16 protein-coding genes are annotated in these 17,646 nt (G+C 72.9%); 11 read left to right on the top strand and 5 right to left on the bottom strand.

Annotated features, from left to right (window positions below):
• Positions 1 to 15: 15 nt before the first annotated feature.
• The 7 genes from ACPEH2_RS06450 to ACPEH2_RS06420 are packed head-to-tail and all read left to right on the top strand — an operon-like array spanning position 16 to position 9,648.
• Entirely contained in the window at positions 16 to 987 is a 972-nt protein-coding gene (locus ACPEH2_RS06450) for an AAA family ATPase (RefSeq protein ID WP_064003569.1), read from the top strand.
• Positions 987 to 2,327 (top strand): DUF58 domain-containing protein, encoded by a 1,341-nt coding sequence (locus ACPEH2_RS06445; RefSeq protein ID WP_363492126.1) that lies wholly within the window; start codon positions 987 to 989, stop codon positions 2,325 to 2,327. The genes ACPEH2_RS06450 and ACPEH2_RS06445 overlap by 1 nt, the downstream gene beginning before the upstream one ends.
• Complete coding sequence (locus tag ACPEH2_RS06440; RefSeq protein ID WP_359918901.1) at positions 2,324 to 4,636, top strand: transglutaminase TgpA family protein; 2,313 nt, start codon at positions 2,324 to 2,326, stop codon at positions 4,634 to 4,636. The genes ACPEH2_RS06445 and ACPEH2_RS06440 overlap by 4 nt, the downstream gene beginning before the upstream one ends.
• Entirely contained in the window at positions 4,633 to 5,676 is a 1,044-nt protein-coding gene (locus ACPEH2_RS06435; protein WP_359918900.1) for an RDD family protein, read from the top strand. The genes ACPEH2_RS06440 and ACPEH2_RS06435 overlap by 4 nt, the downstream gene beginning before the upstream one ends.
• Complete coding sequence (locus ACPEH2_RS06430; RefSeq protein WP_359918899.1) at positions 5,673 to 6,488, top strand: PP2C family protein-serine/threonine phosphatase; 816 nt, start codon at positions 5,673 to 5,675, stop codon at positions 6,486 to 6,488. Before ACPEH2_RS06435 ends, ACPEH2_RS06430 begins: the two co-directional genes overlap by 4 nt.
• Entirely contained in the window at positions 6,488 to 7,975 is a 1,488-nt protein-coding gene (locus ACPEH2_RS06425) for an FHA domain-containing protein (protein ID WP_359918898.1), read from the top strand. The genes ACPEH2_RS06430 and ACPEH2_RS06425 overlap by 1 nt, the downstream gene beginning before the upstream one ends.
• Positions 7,972 to 9,648, top strand: coding sequence for a serine/threonine-protein kinase (locus ACPEH2_RS06420; protein ID WP_359918897.1), 1,677 nt, complete (start codon positions 7,972 to 7,974; stop codon positions 9,646 to 9,648). Before ACPEH2_RS06425 ends, ACPEH2_RS06420 begins: the two co-directional genes overlap by 4 nt.
• A 9-nt stretch (positions 9,649 to 9,657) precedes the next feature.
• Here ACPEH2_RS06420 and ACPEH2_RS06415 read toward each other — a convergent pair whose 3' ends face one another.
• The gene (locus tag ACPEH2_RS06415) at positions 9,658 to 10,092 is read right to left on the bottom strand and encodes a recombinase family protein (RefSeq protein ID WP_217529910.1); all 435 of its coding nucleotides are present in this window, start codon (positions 10,090 to 10,092) and stop codon (positions 9,658 to 9,660) included.
• Between the two features lie 120 nt (positions 10,093 to 10,212).
• Here ACPEH2_RS06415 and ypfJ point away from each other — a divergent pair, with 120 nt between their 5' ends.
• Positions 10,213 to 11,082, top strand: a complete 870-nt coding sequence (gene ypfJ / locus ACPEH2_RS06410; RefSeq protein ID WP_359918896.1) for a KPN_02809 family neutral zinc metallopeptidase — start codon at positions 10,213 to 10,215, stop codon at positions 11,080 to 11,082.
• A 192-nt stretch (positions 11,083 to 11,274) separates the two neighbouring features.
• Entirely contained in the window at positions 11,275 to 12,816 is a 1,542-nt protein-coding gene (locus tag ACPEH2_RS06405) for a DEAD/DEAH box helicase (RefSeq protein WP_359918894.1), read from the top strand.
• A gap of 72 nt (positions 12,817 to 12,888) precedes the next feature.
• Here ACPEH2_RS06405 and ACPEH2_RS06400 read toward each other — a convergent pair whose 3' ends face one another.
• The 4 genes from ACPEH2_RS06400 to ACPEH2_RS06385 form a co-directional block, all read right to left on the bottom strand.
• On the bottom strand, positions 12,889 to 13,287 hold the full coding sequence (locus tag ACPEH2_RS06400; RefSeq protein ID WP_217529904.1) for a hypothetical protein: 399 nt from the start codon (positions 13,285 to 13,287) through the stop codon (positions 12,889 to 12,891).
• 2 nt (positions 13,288 to 13,289) lie between these two features.
• The gene (locus ACPEH2_RS06395) at positions 13,290 to 13,742 is read right to left on the bottom strand and encodes an adenylyltransferase/cytidyltransferase family protein (protein WP_311860634.1); all 453 of its coding nucleotides are present in this window, start codon (positions 13,740 to 13,742) and stop codon (positions 13,290 to 13,292) included.
• Between the two features lie 95 nt (positions 13,743 to 13,837).
• Positions 13,838 to 14,776 carry a glycosyltransferase family 2 protein gene (locus tag ACPEH2_RS06390; protein ID WP_359918893.1) on the bottom strand — a complete coding sequence of 313 codons (939 nt, stop codon included), beginning with the start codon at positions 14,774 to 14,776 and terminating at the stop codon, positions 13,838 to 13,840.
• Positions 14,773 to 15,798: a glycosyltransferase gene (locus ACPEH2_RS06385; RefSeq protein WP_359918891.1), complete on the bottom strand. Its 1,026-nt coding sequence runs from the start codon at positions 15,796 to 15,798 to the stop codon at positions 14,773 to 14,775. The genes ACPEH2_RS06390 and ACPEH2_RS06385 overlap by 4 nt, the downstream gene beginning before the upstream one ends.
• Before the next feature lie 82 nt (positions 15,799 to 15,880).
• Between ACPEH2_RS06385 and ACPEH2_RS06380 the strand changes: the two genes are divergently transcribed.
• Together ACPEH2_RS06380 and ACPEH2_RS06375 are read left to right on the top strand one after the other, a co-directional pair.
• Positions 15,881 to 16,651: a CDP-alcohol phosphatidyltransferase family protein gene (locus ACPEH2_RS06380; RefSeq protein WP_217529896.1), complete on the top strand. Its 771-nt coding sequence runs from the start codon at positions 15,881 to 15,883 to the stop codon at positions 16,649 to 16,651.
• On the top strand, positions 16,648 to 17,556 hold the full coding sequence (locus tag ACPEH2_RS06375) for a glycosyltransferase family 2 protein (RefSeq protein WP_217529893.1): 909 nt from the start codon (positions 16,648 to 16,650) through the stop codon (positions 17,554 to 17,556). Before ACPEH2_RS06380 ends, ACPEH2_RS06375 begins: the two co-directional genes overlap by 4 nt.
• Positions 17,557 to 17,646 lie beyond the last annotated feature (90 nt).

The raw sequence follows: 17,646 nt of genomic DNA, 5'->3' as shown, positions 1-17,646 counted from the left end.
GAGCAAGGACTACGAATGAGCATGACCCCCGAACAGGCGGCCTGGTTCCGCGACACGTTCACGCGTCTCGTCGACAACGTCGACCAGGCACTGATGGGTAAGCGCGAGGTCGTCGGCCTCGTCCTCGCGGCGATGCTCGCCGAGGGACACGTGCTCCTCGAGGACGCGCCCGGTACCGGCAAGACCAGCCTCGCGAAGGCGCTCGCCGCCAGCGTGCAGGGCACGTCCACCCGCATCCAGTTCACGCCCGACCTGCTGCCCTCCGACGTGACGGGTGTCACGATCTACGACCAGCAGAACCACAAGTTCGAGTTCCACAAGGGACCCGTCTTCGCGTCGATCGTGCTCGCGGACGAGATCAACCGCGCCTCGCCGAAGACCCAGTCGGCGCTCCTCGAGGTGATGGAGGAGTCGCGGGTCACCGTCGACGGTGTGCCGCACGAGGTCGGCCGCCCGTTCCTCGTCATCGCGACGCAGAACCCGATCGAGCAGGCGGGCACCTACAAGCTGCCCGAGGCGCAGCTCGACCGCTTCATGATCAAGACCTCGATCGGCTACCCGTCGCTCGCCGTCGCCGAGCGGATCCTCGCCGGCGAGGTCGACCGCAACCCGTCCGGCAAGCTGAGCCCCGTCATCACGACCAAGGCCGTCGCCGACATGGCCGACCTGGCCGCATCCGTCCACGTCGACCCGGCCGTCGCGCGGTACGCCGCCCAGCTCGTCGAGGCGACGCGCGAGTCGGATGCCACGAAGCTCGGCGTCTCGGTGCGCGGCGCGATCTCGATGATGCGGATCGCGCGCGTCGTCGCGGCGTCCCAGGGACGTCACTACGTCATCCCCGACGACGTGAAGGCGCTCGCCGCACCCGTCTGGACCCACCGTCTCGTCCTCGACCCCGAGGCCGAGTTCGCCGGAACGACCTCGGAGTCGGTCATCGAGCGCGCGCTGGGCCAGGTCGAGGCACCCCTCGCGAGGGCGTCGGCCTGATGACGATGACGCCGGAGACGGTGGCCGCGGCGCCCGACGTGCCCGGCCCCTCCGGCGTGCCCGCAGACGCCCCGGACGAGACCACCGACGCGCCCCAGCTCGCCCCGCGTCAGGCGACGCGGTGGGAGAAGGTCCGGGAGGATGCCGGGGTGTGGGCGCGCCGCGCCGGGACACGCATCGCGGTCATCGCGGATGTGATCCAGGTCACCGGCTGGGTGGTCATCGCGGCCGCGGTCGTCCTGTGGATCACCGCGTTCGCCCTCGGATGGCAGGAGGCGTTCGTCGCCGCGGTGGTGGCCACGATCCTCGCGCTGCTCTGCGCCGTCTTCCTCTTCGGCCGCACCGCCTACGACGTCGACCTCGACCTCACCCGCACCCGCGTCGTCGTGGGGGAGCGCGCCGTCGGCGCGCTGACCCTCGCGAACCGCACCTCGCGGTCGCTGCTCCCGTCGGAGGTCGTCCTGCCCGTCGGCGCCGGCCGCGGTCTGTTCCAGGTCCCGCGCCTGGCCGCGGGAGCCGAGCACGAGGAGCTCTTCGCCATCCCCACGACCGCCCGCGGCGTGCTCGCGGTCGGCCCCGTCAGCGTGCTCCGCGGCGACCCGTTGGGCCTGTTCGAACGCACGCACGATCGCCGGCAGGCCGTCGACCTGTTCGTGCACCCCCGCACGCTGCCGCTCGAGGGTCTCTCGCTCGGCCAGATGCGCGACCTCGAGGGCCTGCCCGACCAGCACCTCGCGCGCGACGACGTGTCGTTCCATGCGCTGCGCGACTACCAGCCCGGAGACGACCTGCGCCACGTGCACTGGAAGTCGACGGCGCGCACCGGCACCCTGATGGTCCGCGAGTACGAGCAGACCCGGCGCTCCCACTTCGTCGTCGCCCTCTCCACCCACCCCGGCGAGTACCGCGACGCGGAGGAGTTCGAGACCGCGATCTCGGTCGCCGGCTCGATCGGACTGCGCGCGCTGCGCGACTCCCGCACCCTCGACGTCCGCACCTCGGCCGGCAAGATCCGCGCCGAGACCGGACGCCGCTACCTCGACTCCCTCGCGGCCATCGAGCCCAGCAAGCCCCGCGAGGGCGGGATCGTCGCGCTCGCCGGCATCCTGGCCGCGCATTCCCCGGATGCCGCCGTGGCCGTCCTCATCTGCGGGTCCACGGTCGACGCGGGGCAGCTCCGGCTCGCCTGCTCGCGCGTGCCGTTCGGCGTGCGCACGCTCGCGATCATCGCCGACAGCCGCCTCGACGCCCCGGCACTGCGCCGCGTGGGCGACGCGGACGTCATGGCCCTGGGTGAGCTGGACCAGCTCCCGAACGCGATCCGCAAGGTCCTGTCGTGAACCGGCTGCGCTTCCTCCTGCTCCCCGGGTCGACGTGGCGTCGCCTCGTCGCCGACGTCGGCGCGGTCGTCCTCCTCCTCACCGTCGGCATCGTCGGCTTCGCGGCGACGTTCGAGGGTGCGACCTACCTCGTCGCCGCCGTCGGCGCCCTCGTCGTCGGCATCGCCCTCGCGTGGGTCGGCGCGAGGTGGCGCTGGGGGGTGCTGACCCTTGCGGGTGCGACCGTCGCCGTGTACTTCCTGCTCGGGGGCGCGCTGGCCCTGCCCGCCACGACGTTCCTCGGCGTCATCCCGACCCTCGAGACGTGGCGTCAGCTCGCCTTCGGCATCGTGACGGCGTGGAAGGACCTGCTGACCACGGTGCCCCCCGTCGCGCCCGACGACGGCCACCTGATCGTCCCGTTCCTCATGACGCTCGTGGCGTCGTTGCTGACCGCATCGCTCGCGCTGCGGCTGCGTCGGCCCGCGTGGGCGCTGATCCCGGCATCCGCCTTCATCGCCGGCGAGATCCTGCTCGGCACGGCGCAGACCGTCGCCCCGATCGTTCAGGGTGCCCTGTTCGTCATCGTCGCCGTCGTCTGGTTGGCGCTGCGCACCCTGTGGAGCCCGGAGCGCACCGCGGTCGAGGCCGCGACCCCCGGGGCGGATGCCTCGCGTGCCGCACGCCTGCGCCGCCTCGTCTCGGGCGGGGTCGTCGTCGCCCTCGCGACCGGAGCGGGGGCGGCCGTCGCGGCGACCGCCGCCCCGCCCACGCAGCGCTACATCCTGCGCGACTTCGTCGTGCCGCCCTTCGACATCCACGACTACGCGAGCCCCCTGCAGTCCTGGCGCGGCTACGTCCGCGACTTCGAGAGCGAACCCCTGTTCACCGTGAGCGGCCTGCCTGAGGACGCTCGGGTTCGGCTTGCGACGATGGACGCCTACGACGGCATCGTCTACAACGTCGCCGAGGACGGCGCGGGCTCGTCGAGCGCCTTCACCCCCGTCCGGTCCAACATGTCGCCGCAGGCGAAGGGCGACGAATCGACCGTGCGCGTCGACATCGAGAACCTCGACGGCGTGTGGCTGCCGTCGGTCGGTTCCGCCCACGAGATCACCTTCGCCGGTGATCGGGCGAACGACCTGCGCCGCGGCGCGCACTTCAACGACGGCACCGGCACCGCCGTCGTCACCTCCGGGGTCCACTCCGGCGACCAGTACACGATCGACACGACCGTGCCTGTGGAGCCGACGGACGAGCAACTCGCCGACCAGCAGTTCGCCCCGCTGAAGATGCCGCGGCAGACCGGCATCCCCCAGTCCCTCAGCGAACTCGCCTCGGACGCCACGGAAGAAGCCGAGACCCCGATCGAGCGGGCGCGCGCGCTCGAGAGCTACCTGCAGAGCGAGGGCTACTTCAGCCACGGTCTGGCCGACGACGTCTACTCGCCCTCCGGTCACGGTGCCGCACGGATCACGATGCTCGTCTCGAACGAGCAGATGGTCGGCGACGACGAGCAGTACGCGGTCACGATGGCGCTCATGGCCCTGCAGCTCGGGATGCCCGCGCGGGTGGTCATGGGCTGGTACCCCGACGAGGGCGAGCAGGACGGGAGCGGGGTCTTCACCGCCACCGGCGACAACATGCACGCCTGGGTCGAGATCGCGTTCGAGGATGCCGGATGGGTGACCTTCGATCCGACCCCCGACGAGGACAACGAGCCGAGCCAGCAGAACACGAAGCCGCGCGCCAACCCGAAGCCGCAGGTCCTGCAGCCGCCCCCGCCCGCGCAGGAGCCGGCGGAGTTGCCGCCGGCGCTCGCCGAGGAGCGCGACCAGGACGAGGAGGAGCCTCCGGGGCTCGACTGGCTCGGACCGGTGCTTCTGTGGACCGGGATCGGTCTCGGCACCCTCCTCTTGCTGCTGTCGCCGTTCCTCGTGATCGGCGGGCTGAAGGCCGCCCGCCGCACCCGCCGCCTGCGCGCCGAGCGCACCGCCGACCGGGTGTCGGGCGGGTGGGACGAGCTCGTCGACCGCGCCGTGGACTACCGCGTCGCGGTGCCGCCGGGGTCCACGCGCGCCGAGAGCGCCCGCGCCGTGGGGGAGACCTTCGACGGTCCCCGCGTCGCGACCCTCGCTCAGCGCGCCGACGCCGAGGTGTACGGGCCCGGCGACCCCACGCCGGGGGACGTCGACGCGTTCTGGCGCGAGGTCGACGAGATCGTCGCGGGCATGGCGGGCGGTGCCACGTTCTGGCAGCGGCTGCGCGCCCGCCTGAGTCTGCGCTCGCTGCGACGGGGTGGGATCCGGCGAACGGCGCGACGGCCATGACCGCCCGCGTGCCCGCGACGATGCGTCACCGCATCCTCGCCGTCGTCATCGACTCCGCGATCGCGGCCGCCGGGAACGGGGTCGCCGTCGGCATCGTGTTCGCCCTGTCGATGGTGACCGCGGTCCCGATCCTCTGGCTGCTGCCCGTGCTCGCCGTCGTCAGCACGGCCTGGTTCCTCGTGCACACCGGGATGCAGGGCGGTCGCGGCTCCCTCGGAATGCGCTTCATGGGGGTCCGGTTGGCACACGCCTCCGACGACGCTGAACTCGGATTCGGGCGCGCGCTCGGTCGCAACCTCCTCTGGGGCCTCACGGCGAGCGTCGTCGTCGGGTTCTTCTCGCCGCTGTTCGACTCCTCGCGCTGGCGGCGCGGGTGGCACGACCTCGCCTCGGGCGCGGTCGTCGTCGACGTGGCACCCGCCCCGCGCCCGTCGGCCCCCGTCGAGCAGTCCCCCGCGGACGTGCGGCCCGCGCCGCTCCCGGCTCCCGCTCCCGCTCCGGCGATGCTCGCGGCCGCGGTGCCGCCCGCCCCCTCGGGCGCCGTCCGGCCCGTCGCCGCGCCGGCATCGGGCCCTCTGCCGTCGCCCTCGTGGGCCCCGGCACCCGTCCCCGCGAACCGTCGCATCCCGCGCACCCTCCCCGTCGACGTGATCTCCACGGTTCCCGGCGTGCCGCACGGAGACGGCCGGCCGGCGACGGCCGAGCGGGTCGCGCCCCCGGTGATCGCGATCCTCGGGTGGGATGACAGCACCCGGCACACCGTCTACGAGCCCACCCTGTTCGGCCGCGGCCCCGGTCAGCAGCCGGGACGGCGCAGCACCGCGGTGCGCGACGAGACGCTCTCGCTGTCGAAGACGCACTTCGAGATCGGCGCCGACGACGAGGGCACGTGGGTCGTCGACCGGCATTCCCTCAATGGGGTCGTCATCGTGCGGGCCGGCCAGCCGCAGCGCCTCATGCCCGGGCGACGGGCGCGCGTGTGGTCGGGCGACGTCCTCGAACTCGGCGACCGGCGGCTCACGGTGGAGAGCGCCCGGTGACGGCGATCGACGTCCGCGTCGGAGCGGCGACCCACCCGGGGCTGCGTCGCCGCGTCAACGAGGACTCGCACCTCGCGGAGTACCCCCTGTTCCTCGTCGCCGACGGCATGGGCGGCCACGACGCCGGCGCCGCCGCGAGCGGGGCGGTCGTCGCCGCGTTCCGCGCCCTCGTCGGGCGGGACTCCGTCGGCATCGAGGGGATGCGGGCCACCCTGTCGCGTGCCCGCGTCGCCGTCGAGCGCATCGGGTATGCGGGGCGCGCGGCGGGCACGACCCTCAGCGGCGTCGCGGTCACCGAGGTCGGCGGGCACGGCTACTGGCTCGCGGTCAACGTGGGCGATTCGCGCACGTACCGCTTCGCGGACGGCGAGCTCGAGCAGATCAGCGTGGACCACTCCGTCGTGCAGGAGCTCATCGACGCGGGCGAACTGACCGGCGACGCCGCCGGTCGTGATTCCCGCCGCAACGAGATCACGCGCGCGATCGGCGGCGGCAGCGGCGGCGAGGCGGACTTCTGGCTGCTCGCGGCCGAGGCGGGGGACCGCATCCTGGTGTGCTCGGACGGGCTCTCGGGCGAGGTGCCCGAGGAGCGCATCACCGGCATCCTGCGCGACGTCGTCGATCCGCAGGATGCCGCGACCCGCCTCGTCCACGAGGCGATGCTGCACGGCGGACGCGACAACATCACGGCCGTCGTGGTCGATGCCGTGCGTGTCGCGGGGCAGGATGAGGGGGACACGACGCCCGGCCTCGGGTCGTCGGACGCCGATGAGGACACACGGCCGCGTGCAGCGGCAGGAGGAGACGCCTGATGCGCGCAGTGCGGTATCGGCCCGACGGCAATGCCGAGGCGTGGCGTGCGGCGGTGACCGGGTCGGCGCTCGCCGTGCTGCCCCCCGCGGTCACGCCGCACGCCGTCGAGGGCGTGTGGCGCCGTCTCGAGGGCGGCGGCATCGGCGCCGTGCTCGACTCGCTCACCGGCGCCTTCGGCACCTCGCTCGCCGCGATCCCGCCGTTCGGCCTCGCGGTCGCCGAGGGTGACGGCGTCCGCGTGGCGGTGCGCGGCCCCGTCTCGCTCGTCGTCGAGACGGCGGACGGCGTCGAAGAGGTGTCGGGAGCGGGTGTCGCGACCTGGACCGAGCGGTTCCTGCCGCGCGCCGTCCGGGTAAGCGTCGACATCGGTGCGGGATCGGATGCCGACCTGCTGCCCATCGAGTCGGGGGTCGTGCCCGCGGCCCAGATCGTCTTCGACCTCGTCGCGCGCGAGGCCGCACCGGCGGCCGCGCCCGTCGAGGCCCCCGCGTCGCCGGTGGCCGAGCCTGCGGAGGTGGCCTCGTCGGCGGCGGATGTGCCCGAGAGCGACGTCGCGGAGTCGGATGCCGCGGAGCCGGAAGCGCCGGAGTCGGATGCGGCCGAGCAGGAGCCGGAGCCCGACCCGACCGCCGCCGAATCGGAGCCCACAGAATCGGCCGCGCCCGAACCGCACGCCGCAGCGCCGGAGCCCGCGAAGCCGGGCCCCGCGGAGCCGGACCACGACGCCGCGGCGGAGGACATCGGCGAGACGATCGCCTCCTCGCGCACGCTCGCGAAGGACTCCCCGCCCGCGCCGCCGGCAGTCCCCGGGCTGGTGACCGGGGTGCCTCCCGTGCACACGCTCGGCGGGTCGCCGGTGTCGACCCCCGGCATCCCCGAGGCGACCCGCGCGCCCGACGGGGGCGAGACCATCGCCGGGATCGACGAGGACTCCGTGCTCGGGGCGACCATCGCGAGCCCGCGCACCGCCGCGCCGGTGCCCGCGCTGCCGCCGTTCGTGCCGCCCCACCTGCCCGCCCCGCCGCTGCCCGGCACCGCCGAGCTCGGCGATCACGACGGCGCGACGGTGTCGGTCGCCGAAGCCCGCGCGATGCGCGCGGCATCCGCCTTCGACTCGATCGAGGACGTCCCGCCGCGCAGTCCGTCGCGCGGACGCATCCGCCTCGCCGACGGGCGGGTCATCGAGCTCGAGCGCACGGTCATCGTCGGTCGACGTCCGCGCTCGACCCGCCCCGCCGAGAACGAGCTGCCCACGCTCGTCGCGGTCGACGGACCGCAGCACGACATCTCGCGCAACCACGTCGAGATCCGCGCCGAGGGTGAGCACGTGCTCGCCGTCGACCTGGCGAGCACCAACGGCACCGTCCTGCTGCGCGGCGGACACGACCCCGTGCGGCTGCACCCCAACGAGCCGACCATGGTCATCGACGCCGACGTGCTCGACCTGGGCGACGGTGTCACGCTGACCTTCGAGGACCTGCCGTGAGTGCGAAGCGCGCTCCCGCCGCGCCGCCGCAGCTCCCCGGTTTCTCGTACGTCCAGGTCCTCGGCTCCGGCGGCTTCGCCGACGTGTACCTGTACGAGCAGGCCCTGCCGCGCCGCCGCGTGGCGGTGAAGGTGCTCCTCGCCGAGAAGATGACCAGCGGCGCCGTCGAGCAGTTCCAAGCCGAGGCGAACGTCATGGCGATGCTCTCGACGCATCCGGCCATCGTCACGATCTACCAGGCCGGGGTGGCCGAGGACGGCCGGTCGTACCTCGTCATGGAGTACTGCTCCAAGCCGAACCTGCAGGTGCGCGCCCGCTCGGCGCCCATCTCGGTCGCCGAGGCGCTGCGTGTCGGCATCCAGGTCGCCGCCGCGGTCGAGACGGCCCACCGCGCCGGCATCCTGCACCGCGACATCAAGCCCGCGAACATCCTGGTCACCGAGTACAACCGTCCCGCGCTGACCGACTTCGGCATCGCGACGACCGCCGATGGCAGCGATCCTTCCGCGGGGATGTCGATCCCGTGGTCGCCTCCGGAATCCTTCGCCGACACCCCCGAGTTCACTGTGCAGTCCGACGTGTGGGCGCTGGGCGCCACGGTCTACAACCTGCTCGCCGGCCGCTCGCCCTTCGAGGTGCCCGGCGGTCGCAACGGCGGCGCCGACCTGATCCGCCGCATCGAATCCGAGCCGCTCGCGCGTCTGGAGCGACCCGACGCGCCCGCATCCCTCTTCCAGGTGCTCGAGCGGGCGATGGCCAAGCGCCCGGTGGACCGGTTCGAGTCGGCCGTCGCCTTCGCCCGCGCGCTGCAGAAGGTGCAGATCGAGCTCGCGCACTCGGTCACCCCGATCGACATCCTCGACGATGCGCCGCCCGTCGAGGAGCAGGAGGAGGACGGCGAGCTCACGCGCGTGCGGGGCATCGTCAGCATCGATCCGCACACCGCACCCGCCGCAGGGCCCACGTGGGAGCGTTCGGCTCTCGCCGCCGGTTTCGGGACGGGCCCCGACGCGACGGTCCAGCGCGACACCTCGGGTTGGGCGCCCGGTGGCGCGCCCGCCGACACGGGAGCGGACGCCACCGTGCTGCGCCCGCCGACCGCCATCCCGCCGGCCGCGCCGGTGACGAGCGAGGCCGACGAGGGCACGATGTTGCGTGCCCCCCAGCGCACAGCGGCCACCCCCGCGGCGACCCCCGCGGCGACGGGACCCGCGCCCGCGACTGCCACGACCGCGCCGCCGGCGCGCTCGCGCAAGGGGGTGTGGATCGGCCTCATCGCGGCGGCCGTCGTCGCGGTCGTCGTGGTCGGTGCGGTCCTCGTCGCCTCGGCACTGGCGCCGCCCGCCGAGGTGGCGGGCCCGCAGGAGACGGCGACGACCGCCCCCGAGCCGCAGGACCCGGTGGCGGACTTCATCGCCGCGCCGGAGAAGAGTGCCAGCACGATCCGAGGCGGCAAGGTGATCTTCCGCTGGGTCAACCCCGATCCGCAGGAGGGCGACACCTACGTCTGGCAGCGGGTGCGGCTCGACGGCGGCGAGGCGGCCGCCGAGAACGTCGCGAAGACGAGTGTCGTCGTCCCGCTCGACGGCGACACGCAGGTCTGCATCGATGTCAGCGTGCGGCGCGAGAACGGCGCGACGAGCGACGCGACGCGCCTCTGCGCCTCGTCCTGAGGGGGCGGATCAGCCCCGGTCGAGAACCTTCACGATGACCGACCGGCGGCGCAGCTCCGCGATCGTCCGGGTCTCCTCGTGCGCGTCGCGCCCGAGCGCCTTCACGTCCGTGACGACGAGGACGTCCCCGGCGCCGAGGCGGCCGAACAGTCGCGTGAGCCGGTCCTCCCACGTCTCGCCGGTCTCGGGGGCGGGATGCCGGAACCCGGCGATCGGCACCCCGAACTTCGCGAGCGCCTCGCGCTGCGCGACGATGCTCGGCATGTCGGGGCGCGAGACGACGAGACCGACGAGCCGGGATCCGGCGGGCAGGGCGAGCCACCACTCGGGGCTCGGATCGACTGCGGCAAACCCCGGGGCATCCGTCATCGGGTCGTCGGGGATCGCGATGGTGCGCGACTCGGCGTAGTCGCCGGGTGTCGGCTGGTCGGCGTGTGCGTCCACGGTGATCTCCTCGCTCGCTCCCATTGTGTCCGATGACGGCGGTGCCGCGAATCCGAGCACGGTCGAGGCCGTCGCCGCAACCCGTTCCCCGCGCGGGATCGGCGGGCGTACCGTTCCGACATGACCTTCAACCCGGATGCGGACGTACGGGGCTCGCGCGCGACCCGCCGCGGTGGCCGCGGCGCCGTGATCGCCGGCGGTGCCGGCGGCGCGGGAGCCGTCGTCGTGCTGCTGCTGTTCATGTTCACGGGGCAGGACTTCAGCGGCTTCCTCGGCGGAGGCGGCGGGGGTGGCACGTCCCCCGACCAGGGCGTCGTGGAGAACTGCGACAGCGGGGCGGACGCCAACGCGAACGACGACTGCCGCCTCGACGCCGGCGAAGAGGTCATCAACACGTACTGGCAGAGCGAGCTCGACGGCTACGAGAAGCCGCAGCTCGTGCTCGTGGAGCAGCAGGCGCAGACGCCGTGCGGCACGGCATCCAATCAGACCGGTCCGTTCTACTGCCCGACCGATCGCACCGTCTACATCGATCCGACGTTCTGGAGCATCCTGCGCGGCCAGCTCGGCGCCGAGGGCGGCGACCTCGCCCAGCTGTACGTGCTCGCCCACGAGTACGGGCACCACGTGCAGAACCTCCTCGGCGTCTTCGAGGAGTACCCGCGCGACGGTACCGGCGAGGACAGCAACGCCGTGCGCACCGAGCTGCAGGCCGACTGCTTCGCGGGCGCCTGGACCGCCGCCGCTCCCGATCAGAGGGATGCCGAGGGTCGGCCGTTCCTCCTCGAACCCACGCAGGCGCAGATCGACGATGCGCTCAACGCGGCCGCCGCCGTCGGCGACGACCACATCCAGCAGCAGTCCGGGCAGGTGAATCCCGAGAGCTGGACGCACGGATCGAGCGAGCAGCGACAGCGGTGGTTCATGGCCGGGTACGAGGGCGGCCGCACCGCGTGCGACACGTTCGCGGTCCCGGCGGGGGAGCTCTGAGGGCCGCCGGAGGCCCCGACTGCTAGACTGGGCGGGTTGCGGCATCCTTCCCTGGTGCCCCTCGCGTCGTAGAACGCATCATCCGCTGCCGATCCATCGATCGTCGCCGGCGACTCCTTCTCACGGCGAACCCGTCTGCGCACTCGCACCCGGGACACCGATCCGGGCGATCACGCCCGAGTTAGCTCTCTCATGACTGAACCCACGTTCGGCACGCTCGGCGTGCCCGCTCCCCTCATCGCCGCGCTCGCCGCGGAGGGCAAGACCAGCCCCTTCCCCATCCAGGTCGACACCCTGCCCGACACGCTCGCCGGGCGCGACGTCCTCGGCCGCGGCCGCACCGGCTCGGGCAAGACGCTCGCGTTCTCGATCCCGATGGTCGCGCGCCTCGGCCAGGGTCTCGCCGGTGGCACCCGTCGCCGCGGCCGCATCCTCGGTCTCGTCCTCGCTCCGACGCGCGAGCTCGCGACCCAGATCGACCGCACCCTCGCGCCGCTCGCCGCGACCTACGGCATGAAGACCGCCACGGTCTTCGGCGGTGTGAACCAGAACCGTCAGGTCGAGGCCATCCGCGCCGGCGCCGACATCGTCGTGGCCTGCCCGGGCCGCCTCGAGGACCTCATGCAGCAGAAGCTCGTGAGCCTGGACGCCGTCGAGATCACCGTCATCGACGAGGCCGACCACATGGCCGACCTCGGCTTCCTGCCGGGTGTCACCCGCATCCTGAACGCGACTCCGCAGGGTGCGCAGCGCATGCTGTTCAGCGCCACGCTGGACAACGGCGTCGACAAGCTCGTGAGCCGCTTCCTGCAGAACGAGGTGCTGCACTCCGTCGACGAGGCGCACTCGCCCGTCGCCGCGATGACCCACCACGTCTTCCACGTGCCCGGCTCCGACGAGAAGAAGGAACTCGTGCGCTTCCTCGCCTCGGGCACGGGCCGCCGCATCCTGTTCCTGCGCACCAAGCACGCCGCGAAGAAGCTCGCCAAGCAGCTGACGTCGCAGGGGATCCCCTCGGTCGACCTGCACGGCAACCTCTCGCAGCCGCAGCGCGACCGCAACCTCGCCGCCTTCTCGGCCGGCACCGCCCGCGTGCTCGTCGCGACCGACGTCGCCGCCCGCGGTGTGCACGTCGACAACGTCGAGCTCGTCGTCCACGTCGACCCGCCCATGGAGCACAAGGCGTACCTGCACCGCTCGGGTCGCACCGCTCGCGCCGGTGCCGAGGGCGCCGTCGTCACGATCGTCCTCCCCGAGCAGCGTCGCGACGTCGACCAGCTGCTGCGCAAGGCGTCGATCTCGGTCACGCCCGAGACCGTGACCGCGGCATCCGCCTCGGTCGTCGAGCTCGTCGGCGAGGTCGCCCCCCACGTCACGCCGGCCCCCGAGCAGCCGCAGGTCCGTGGTGGTGGACAGAGCCAGGGCGCCAACGCGCAGCGCAAGCGTGCCGCCCGCGAGGGCCAGGGCGACCGCGGTCGCCAGGGCCAGGGCGGGGGCCGCGGGCGCGGTCAGGGTCGCAGCGCGGAGGCGTCGCGTCGCAGCTCCGACGCGCCGCGTCGCGATGCTCAGCCCGCTCGCGCGGCCGGTCACGGCCAGGCCGCTTCGCACGGCGCCCCGAAGGCCGCTCCGACCGGCGGCGCGCGTCGCACCGGCCGTCGCGCCACCGGCGGCGGGTCGCTCACCGTCGGCTCGGTCGTCCGCCAGAACGGCGCCGGCCGCCGCGGCGGTCGCTGACCTGAAACGTCCGAGAGCCGTATCCCGTCCACCGGGGTGCGGCTCTCGTCGTCCGTTCGGGTCGGCCGTCCCTCAGCCCCCGGCATCCGTCGGCGGCTGGATCACGACGCCGGTGACGTCGATCGTCCGACCGGCGATGGCGGAGATGCGGAACACCGTCGCCTGGCGCGGCGTCGACACGTCGAGCGGCAGGATGACGACCTCGACACGATGGTCGCCGACGGTCAGGATGCCGTGACCGGGCGCATCGACGAACAGCGAGTACGTGCGGGCCCGCATCGGCGGACCGCCGTCCACGGGGGTGCCGGGCTCGGGGGAGCGTGGGAAGATCCGCCGCACGGTCGGCTGCGGCCGACCCGGGATCTGCCCGCTCTTCATCCGGAGCGGGAACAGAGCGATCACCTGTCCGACGAAGAGCTCGATGATGTCGTCGGGACCCGTCGAGGATGCAGCGTCGTCAGACGCTGCCACGCTCACGCCGACTCGGAACGGACGAGCTCGCGATCGGAAGAGGCGACCTCGAGCGCACGACGCAGCTGCGTGCTCGAGGTGTGGACGGTGTACGGGAAGTAGACGACCTCGACGCCGACCTTCGCGAACTCGCGCTCGAGGCGGTCGCCCTTCTCGGTGCCGCGCCAGTCGTCGCCCTTGAAGAAGTGAGTGAACCCGACCTCCCGCCACACGTCGAGTTTGTTCGGCACCGTCTCGATGTGGACGTGGTCGACGAAGCGGATGCCGCGCACGATGTCGGCGCGTTCGGACGTCGGGATGAACGGATCGACACCCTTCACCTGGTGCAGCATCTCGTCGCTGACCACCCCGGCGATGAGCAGATCGCAGTTGTCCCTGGCATGCCGAAGGATGTTCAGGTGTCCCACGTGGAACAGGTCGAACGCCCCCGCGGCGTATCCGATACGCACAGTCATGGCAAGCTCCCCAGCAAGCAGACAGATCGAGCCCCAACTCGAACCGGGCCCCCAAAGCCCGATGGGGGGAGACTACACCACGGCGGGCTGGGGCGTCACGACTCGTTCCGCGGCCGGTACTCGAGGTAACGGAATCCCGCGCCGCCCGCGACCATCCCCGCCCCGCGGGCGATGAGCCGTGCACCGCGGGCGCGGTGCGAGACCGATCGGGAGACGGCGCCGACGAGCCATCGGCCGGCGCCCGCCATCGCTCGGGCGGTGCCGACGAGGGCCCACCGGACGCGGCGGCTCAGGCGGCGAGCGGCGCCGCCCGTCAGGACGATGTCGGCGCGAGCGGTCGTCGTGCCCACGCGGAAGGCTCGCCGCAGGACCCACGACGCCGTCGCACGCTCGTCGGGGACGTGATCGATGACGAGGGCGTCCGGTGCCGCGAGGATCCGCGCGCCGCGACGGTGCAGCGCGGACGTGAAGTGGATGTCCTCACCGCCCGTACGACCGAAGCCCTCATCGAAGCGGATGCCGGTGGCCCGAAGGATCGCGCAGCTGATCAGGAGATTGTTGGTCGGAGCCACCGGCATCCGCTCACCATCGGCGAACCGCACGCGCCGGAAGAACCCGCCCGCCGTGATCCACGCGGACGGCGGGGAGTCGAAGGTCGATTCCACGCGGCCCGACACCAGGTCCGCCTCGCCCGCCGCCCACGGTGCGACGAGGGTCCGCAGCCAGCCCGGCTCGGGGACCTCGTCGTCGTCGATGAAGACGAGGGCGTCCGCGCCGCGGGAGAGGGCCTCGTCGATCGCACGGTTGCGGACGGCGGCGAGTCCGGGACGCGGCTCGGGCACGTACGCCGCCTTCGCGGCATCCGCGACACCGGCCGCGCTGCCCTCGGGGTCGTTGTCGATGACGAGGACCTCGACGCGCAGGGGCGCCACGTCGTCGCGGTGACCGCCGAGCGCCGCGAGCAGCCTGCCGAGGCGCTCGGGCCGCCGGTAGGACGGCACCGCGATCAGGACGAACGACGCCGTCCCGCTCACGCTCCGCTCCGCCGGGAGCGGATTGCGCGGAGGTAGGCCTCGCGATGACGGATGCCGACGAGTGACCAGCCGCGATCGTCGAGGTCCGGGCCGGTTGCGGGCGGTGTCGCCGCGGTCTGCGCGAACTCCTCGAGGTCGCCGGCGGTGAGGTCGCCGTCGAACATCGAGACCCAGCCCGGCCCGACCTCGTCGGCGAGCGCCGTGTTGACCTCGTTGCGCGGGACGAGCACGGGGCGGCCGAGCGAGAGCGCCGCGAGCGCCGTTCCCGAGTTGTGCATGAACCGGTACGGCAGGACGATGCCGACGCTCGACATGACCGCGCGCGCGAAGTCCTCCTCGGACAGGTAGCGGAGGTCGAGCGAGATCCGGTCATCGGCGGATGCCAGCGTGCGGATCTCGTCGGCGAGCTCGCGGTTCGACGGGTTGCCGGAGATCCGGAGCCTCCAGTCGGCGAGCCCCGCCGCGGTCGCGCGGAAGGCGGCGATGAGGGATTCGACGCCCTTGTACCGGCGGACCAGCCCTACGAACCCGAGCGTGCGCGGCTCCGCCGGAACGGGATCGACGTCGGCGAACCAGTCGCGGTAGTGCCCGTGGGGGATGACGGCGGACGGGACGCCCGCGCGCACCGGCGTGGACTCATTGAGACGGATGTGGAAGTCCGCGCGGCGGTCGACCCAGCGCAGCAACAGACGCTCCCATCGCGAGTCGACGTCGGGCAACTCCACGTTGTGGAGCGTGCGGACGATCGCCACCCGCGTGAGGCGCAGGCGTGCGATCAGCACGGTTCCGAAGAGCCGCCGGACGAATCGCTTGAGCGGGGTCGCGCCGCCGAAGAGCGTCTCGGGCCAGTGGAAGTGCAGGGCGTCGTAACGGCCGAACAGGGCCGTCCGCCGGTCGAAGCGCAGGTGCTCCAGACCGGCATCGGCGGCCAGGGCGGCGTCCAGCATGTGGACGTACGGGTTGGATGTGGGCCGGGGGGCGCCGAAGGACTGCATCACGCGCGGGCGGTCACCGGTCGACATAGCCGACAGTCTGGCAGGTTGACGCATCCCCTATGCTCAGACCGGGGACGATGCATCTAGTCGGGGGACGGAGCATACAGCGATGAGCGCATTCGGGGACTCGTACGGTCGGCTGGCCGCGGCGCAGAAGGGCCACGCACGGGGCGCGCCGGCGTACTCGGTGTACATCAACCGGCGCATCGGCAGGGCCCTGGCCGCCGCCGCGCACCAGTGGGGGATCACCCCCGACGGTGCGACCGGCATCAGCGCGCTGCACACCTTCGCCGCGCTCGTCCTGCTGGTGGTCGCGCCCGCGCAGTGGTGGACCGGATGCCTCGTCGCGGCCCTCCTGGTCCTCGGCTACGCGTGGGATTCGGCCGACGGTCAGCTCGCCCGCCTGCGCGGCGGGGGCAGCCTCGCCGGGGAGTGGCTCGACCACTTCGTGGACGCCTTCAAGACGGCATCCCTCCACCTGTGCGTCCTCGTCGCGCTGTGGTGGCACACCGACGCACGCGACACCCTGTGGCTCGTGGTGCCACTGGCCTACTGCGTCGTGGCGGTCGTGACCTTCTTCGGGATGCTGCTCAACGACCTGCTCAAGGGCAAGAAGGGCGTCCCGTCGACGCACGCCCGCGGCGGCGGCACGGCGCTGCGCTCGCTCGTCCTCGTGCCGACCGACTTCGGCCTGCTGTGCCTCGTGTTCGTGCTGTGGGGCGCCCCGCCGCTCTTCCTGGCCGCCTACACGCTGCTGCTCGTCGCGAACGCGGTCTTCCTCGCCGCGGCCGCCGTGAAGTGGCACCGCGAGATCCGCGCGCTCGACGTCGCGACCCCCGACGAGCCCGCCGTTCCGGCCGCAGGGGTCCCGGCGCCGTGACGCCCCGCGCGGCGGTGGTGATCGTGAACTACGGCGCCAGCGCGATCCTCGAGCCGAACGCCGCGACGGTGCAGCCGCCCGGGGACGGATTCGTCGTCGTGGTCGACTGCTTCAGCTCGACGGACGAACGCGCGCGCATCGACGCGGTCTGCCGTCGCCACGGCTGGGTGCCGGTGCTGCTCGAACGCAACGCCGGGTTCGGCGGCGGGACGAACGCCGGAGCGGCTCTCGCGCTCGAACGCGGCGCCGAGGTCGTCGTCGCGCTCAACCCCGACGCCACGATCGACCGCGACAGCCTGGCGCAACTCGTGCAGGCGGCCGCCGACGACCCGCTCGCGCTCGTCTCGCCGACGATCCTCGACGGAGCGGGCGGCGTGTGGTTCGGCGGCAGCGACCTCTACCTCGACGACGGGTCGATCGCCGGCGCCCGGCGCCGCGCCGAACGGGCCGGAAGGCCCCGCCACGAGTGGGCGACCGGCGCCTGCTTCGCGATGTCCGCGGAGCTCTGGTCGCGGGTCGGCGGATTCGACGAGGAGTACTTCCTGTACTGGGAGGACGTCGACCTCTCGCGGCGTGTGCTGGACCTCGGCGGTTCGCTGCGCACCATCCCGGTCACCGCGGTCCACGACGAGGGCCAGACCCATCTCGACGCCGTGCGGGGGCGCGCGAAGTCCGAGACGTACTACTACTTCAACATCCGGAACCGACTCCTCTACGCCGCCAAGCACGGCGACGCGGAGACGGTCCGACGGTGGTCGCGGGCGACCCTCCGGGTGTCGTGGTTGATCCTGATGCAGGGCGGACGCGCGCAGCTGCGCTCCATCCGTCCATGGCGCGCCCTCGCACGCGGCATCCGCGACGGACGACGCGCCCTCGCCGGCGCACCCGCGAAGGGCCGCGGCTAGCTGTACTGACCTCGACCGTTGTTGATTCGGTCGATGGGTGGGTGGCCTCCGATGCCGAGATGGTGCCTGTCTAGGTTGTAGTGGTCGAGC

The sequence above is a fragment of the Microbacterium sp. NPDC064942 genome (assembly GCF_049545525.1).
GTDB lineage: Bacteria > Actinomycetota > Actinomycetes > Actinomycetales > Microbacteriaceae > Microbacterium > Microbacterium gawkjiense.
This window is presented reverse-complemented; position numbering and strand designations above follow the sequence as displayed.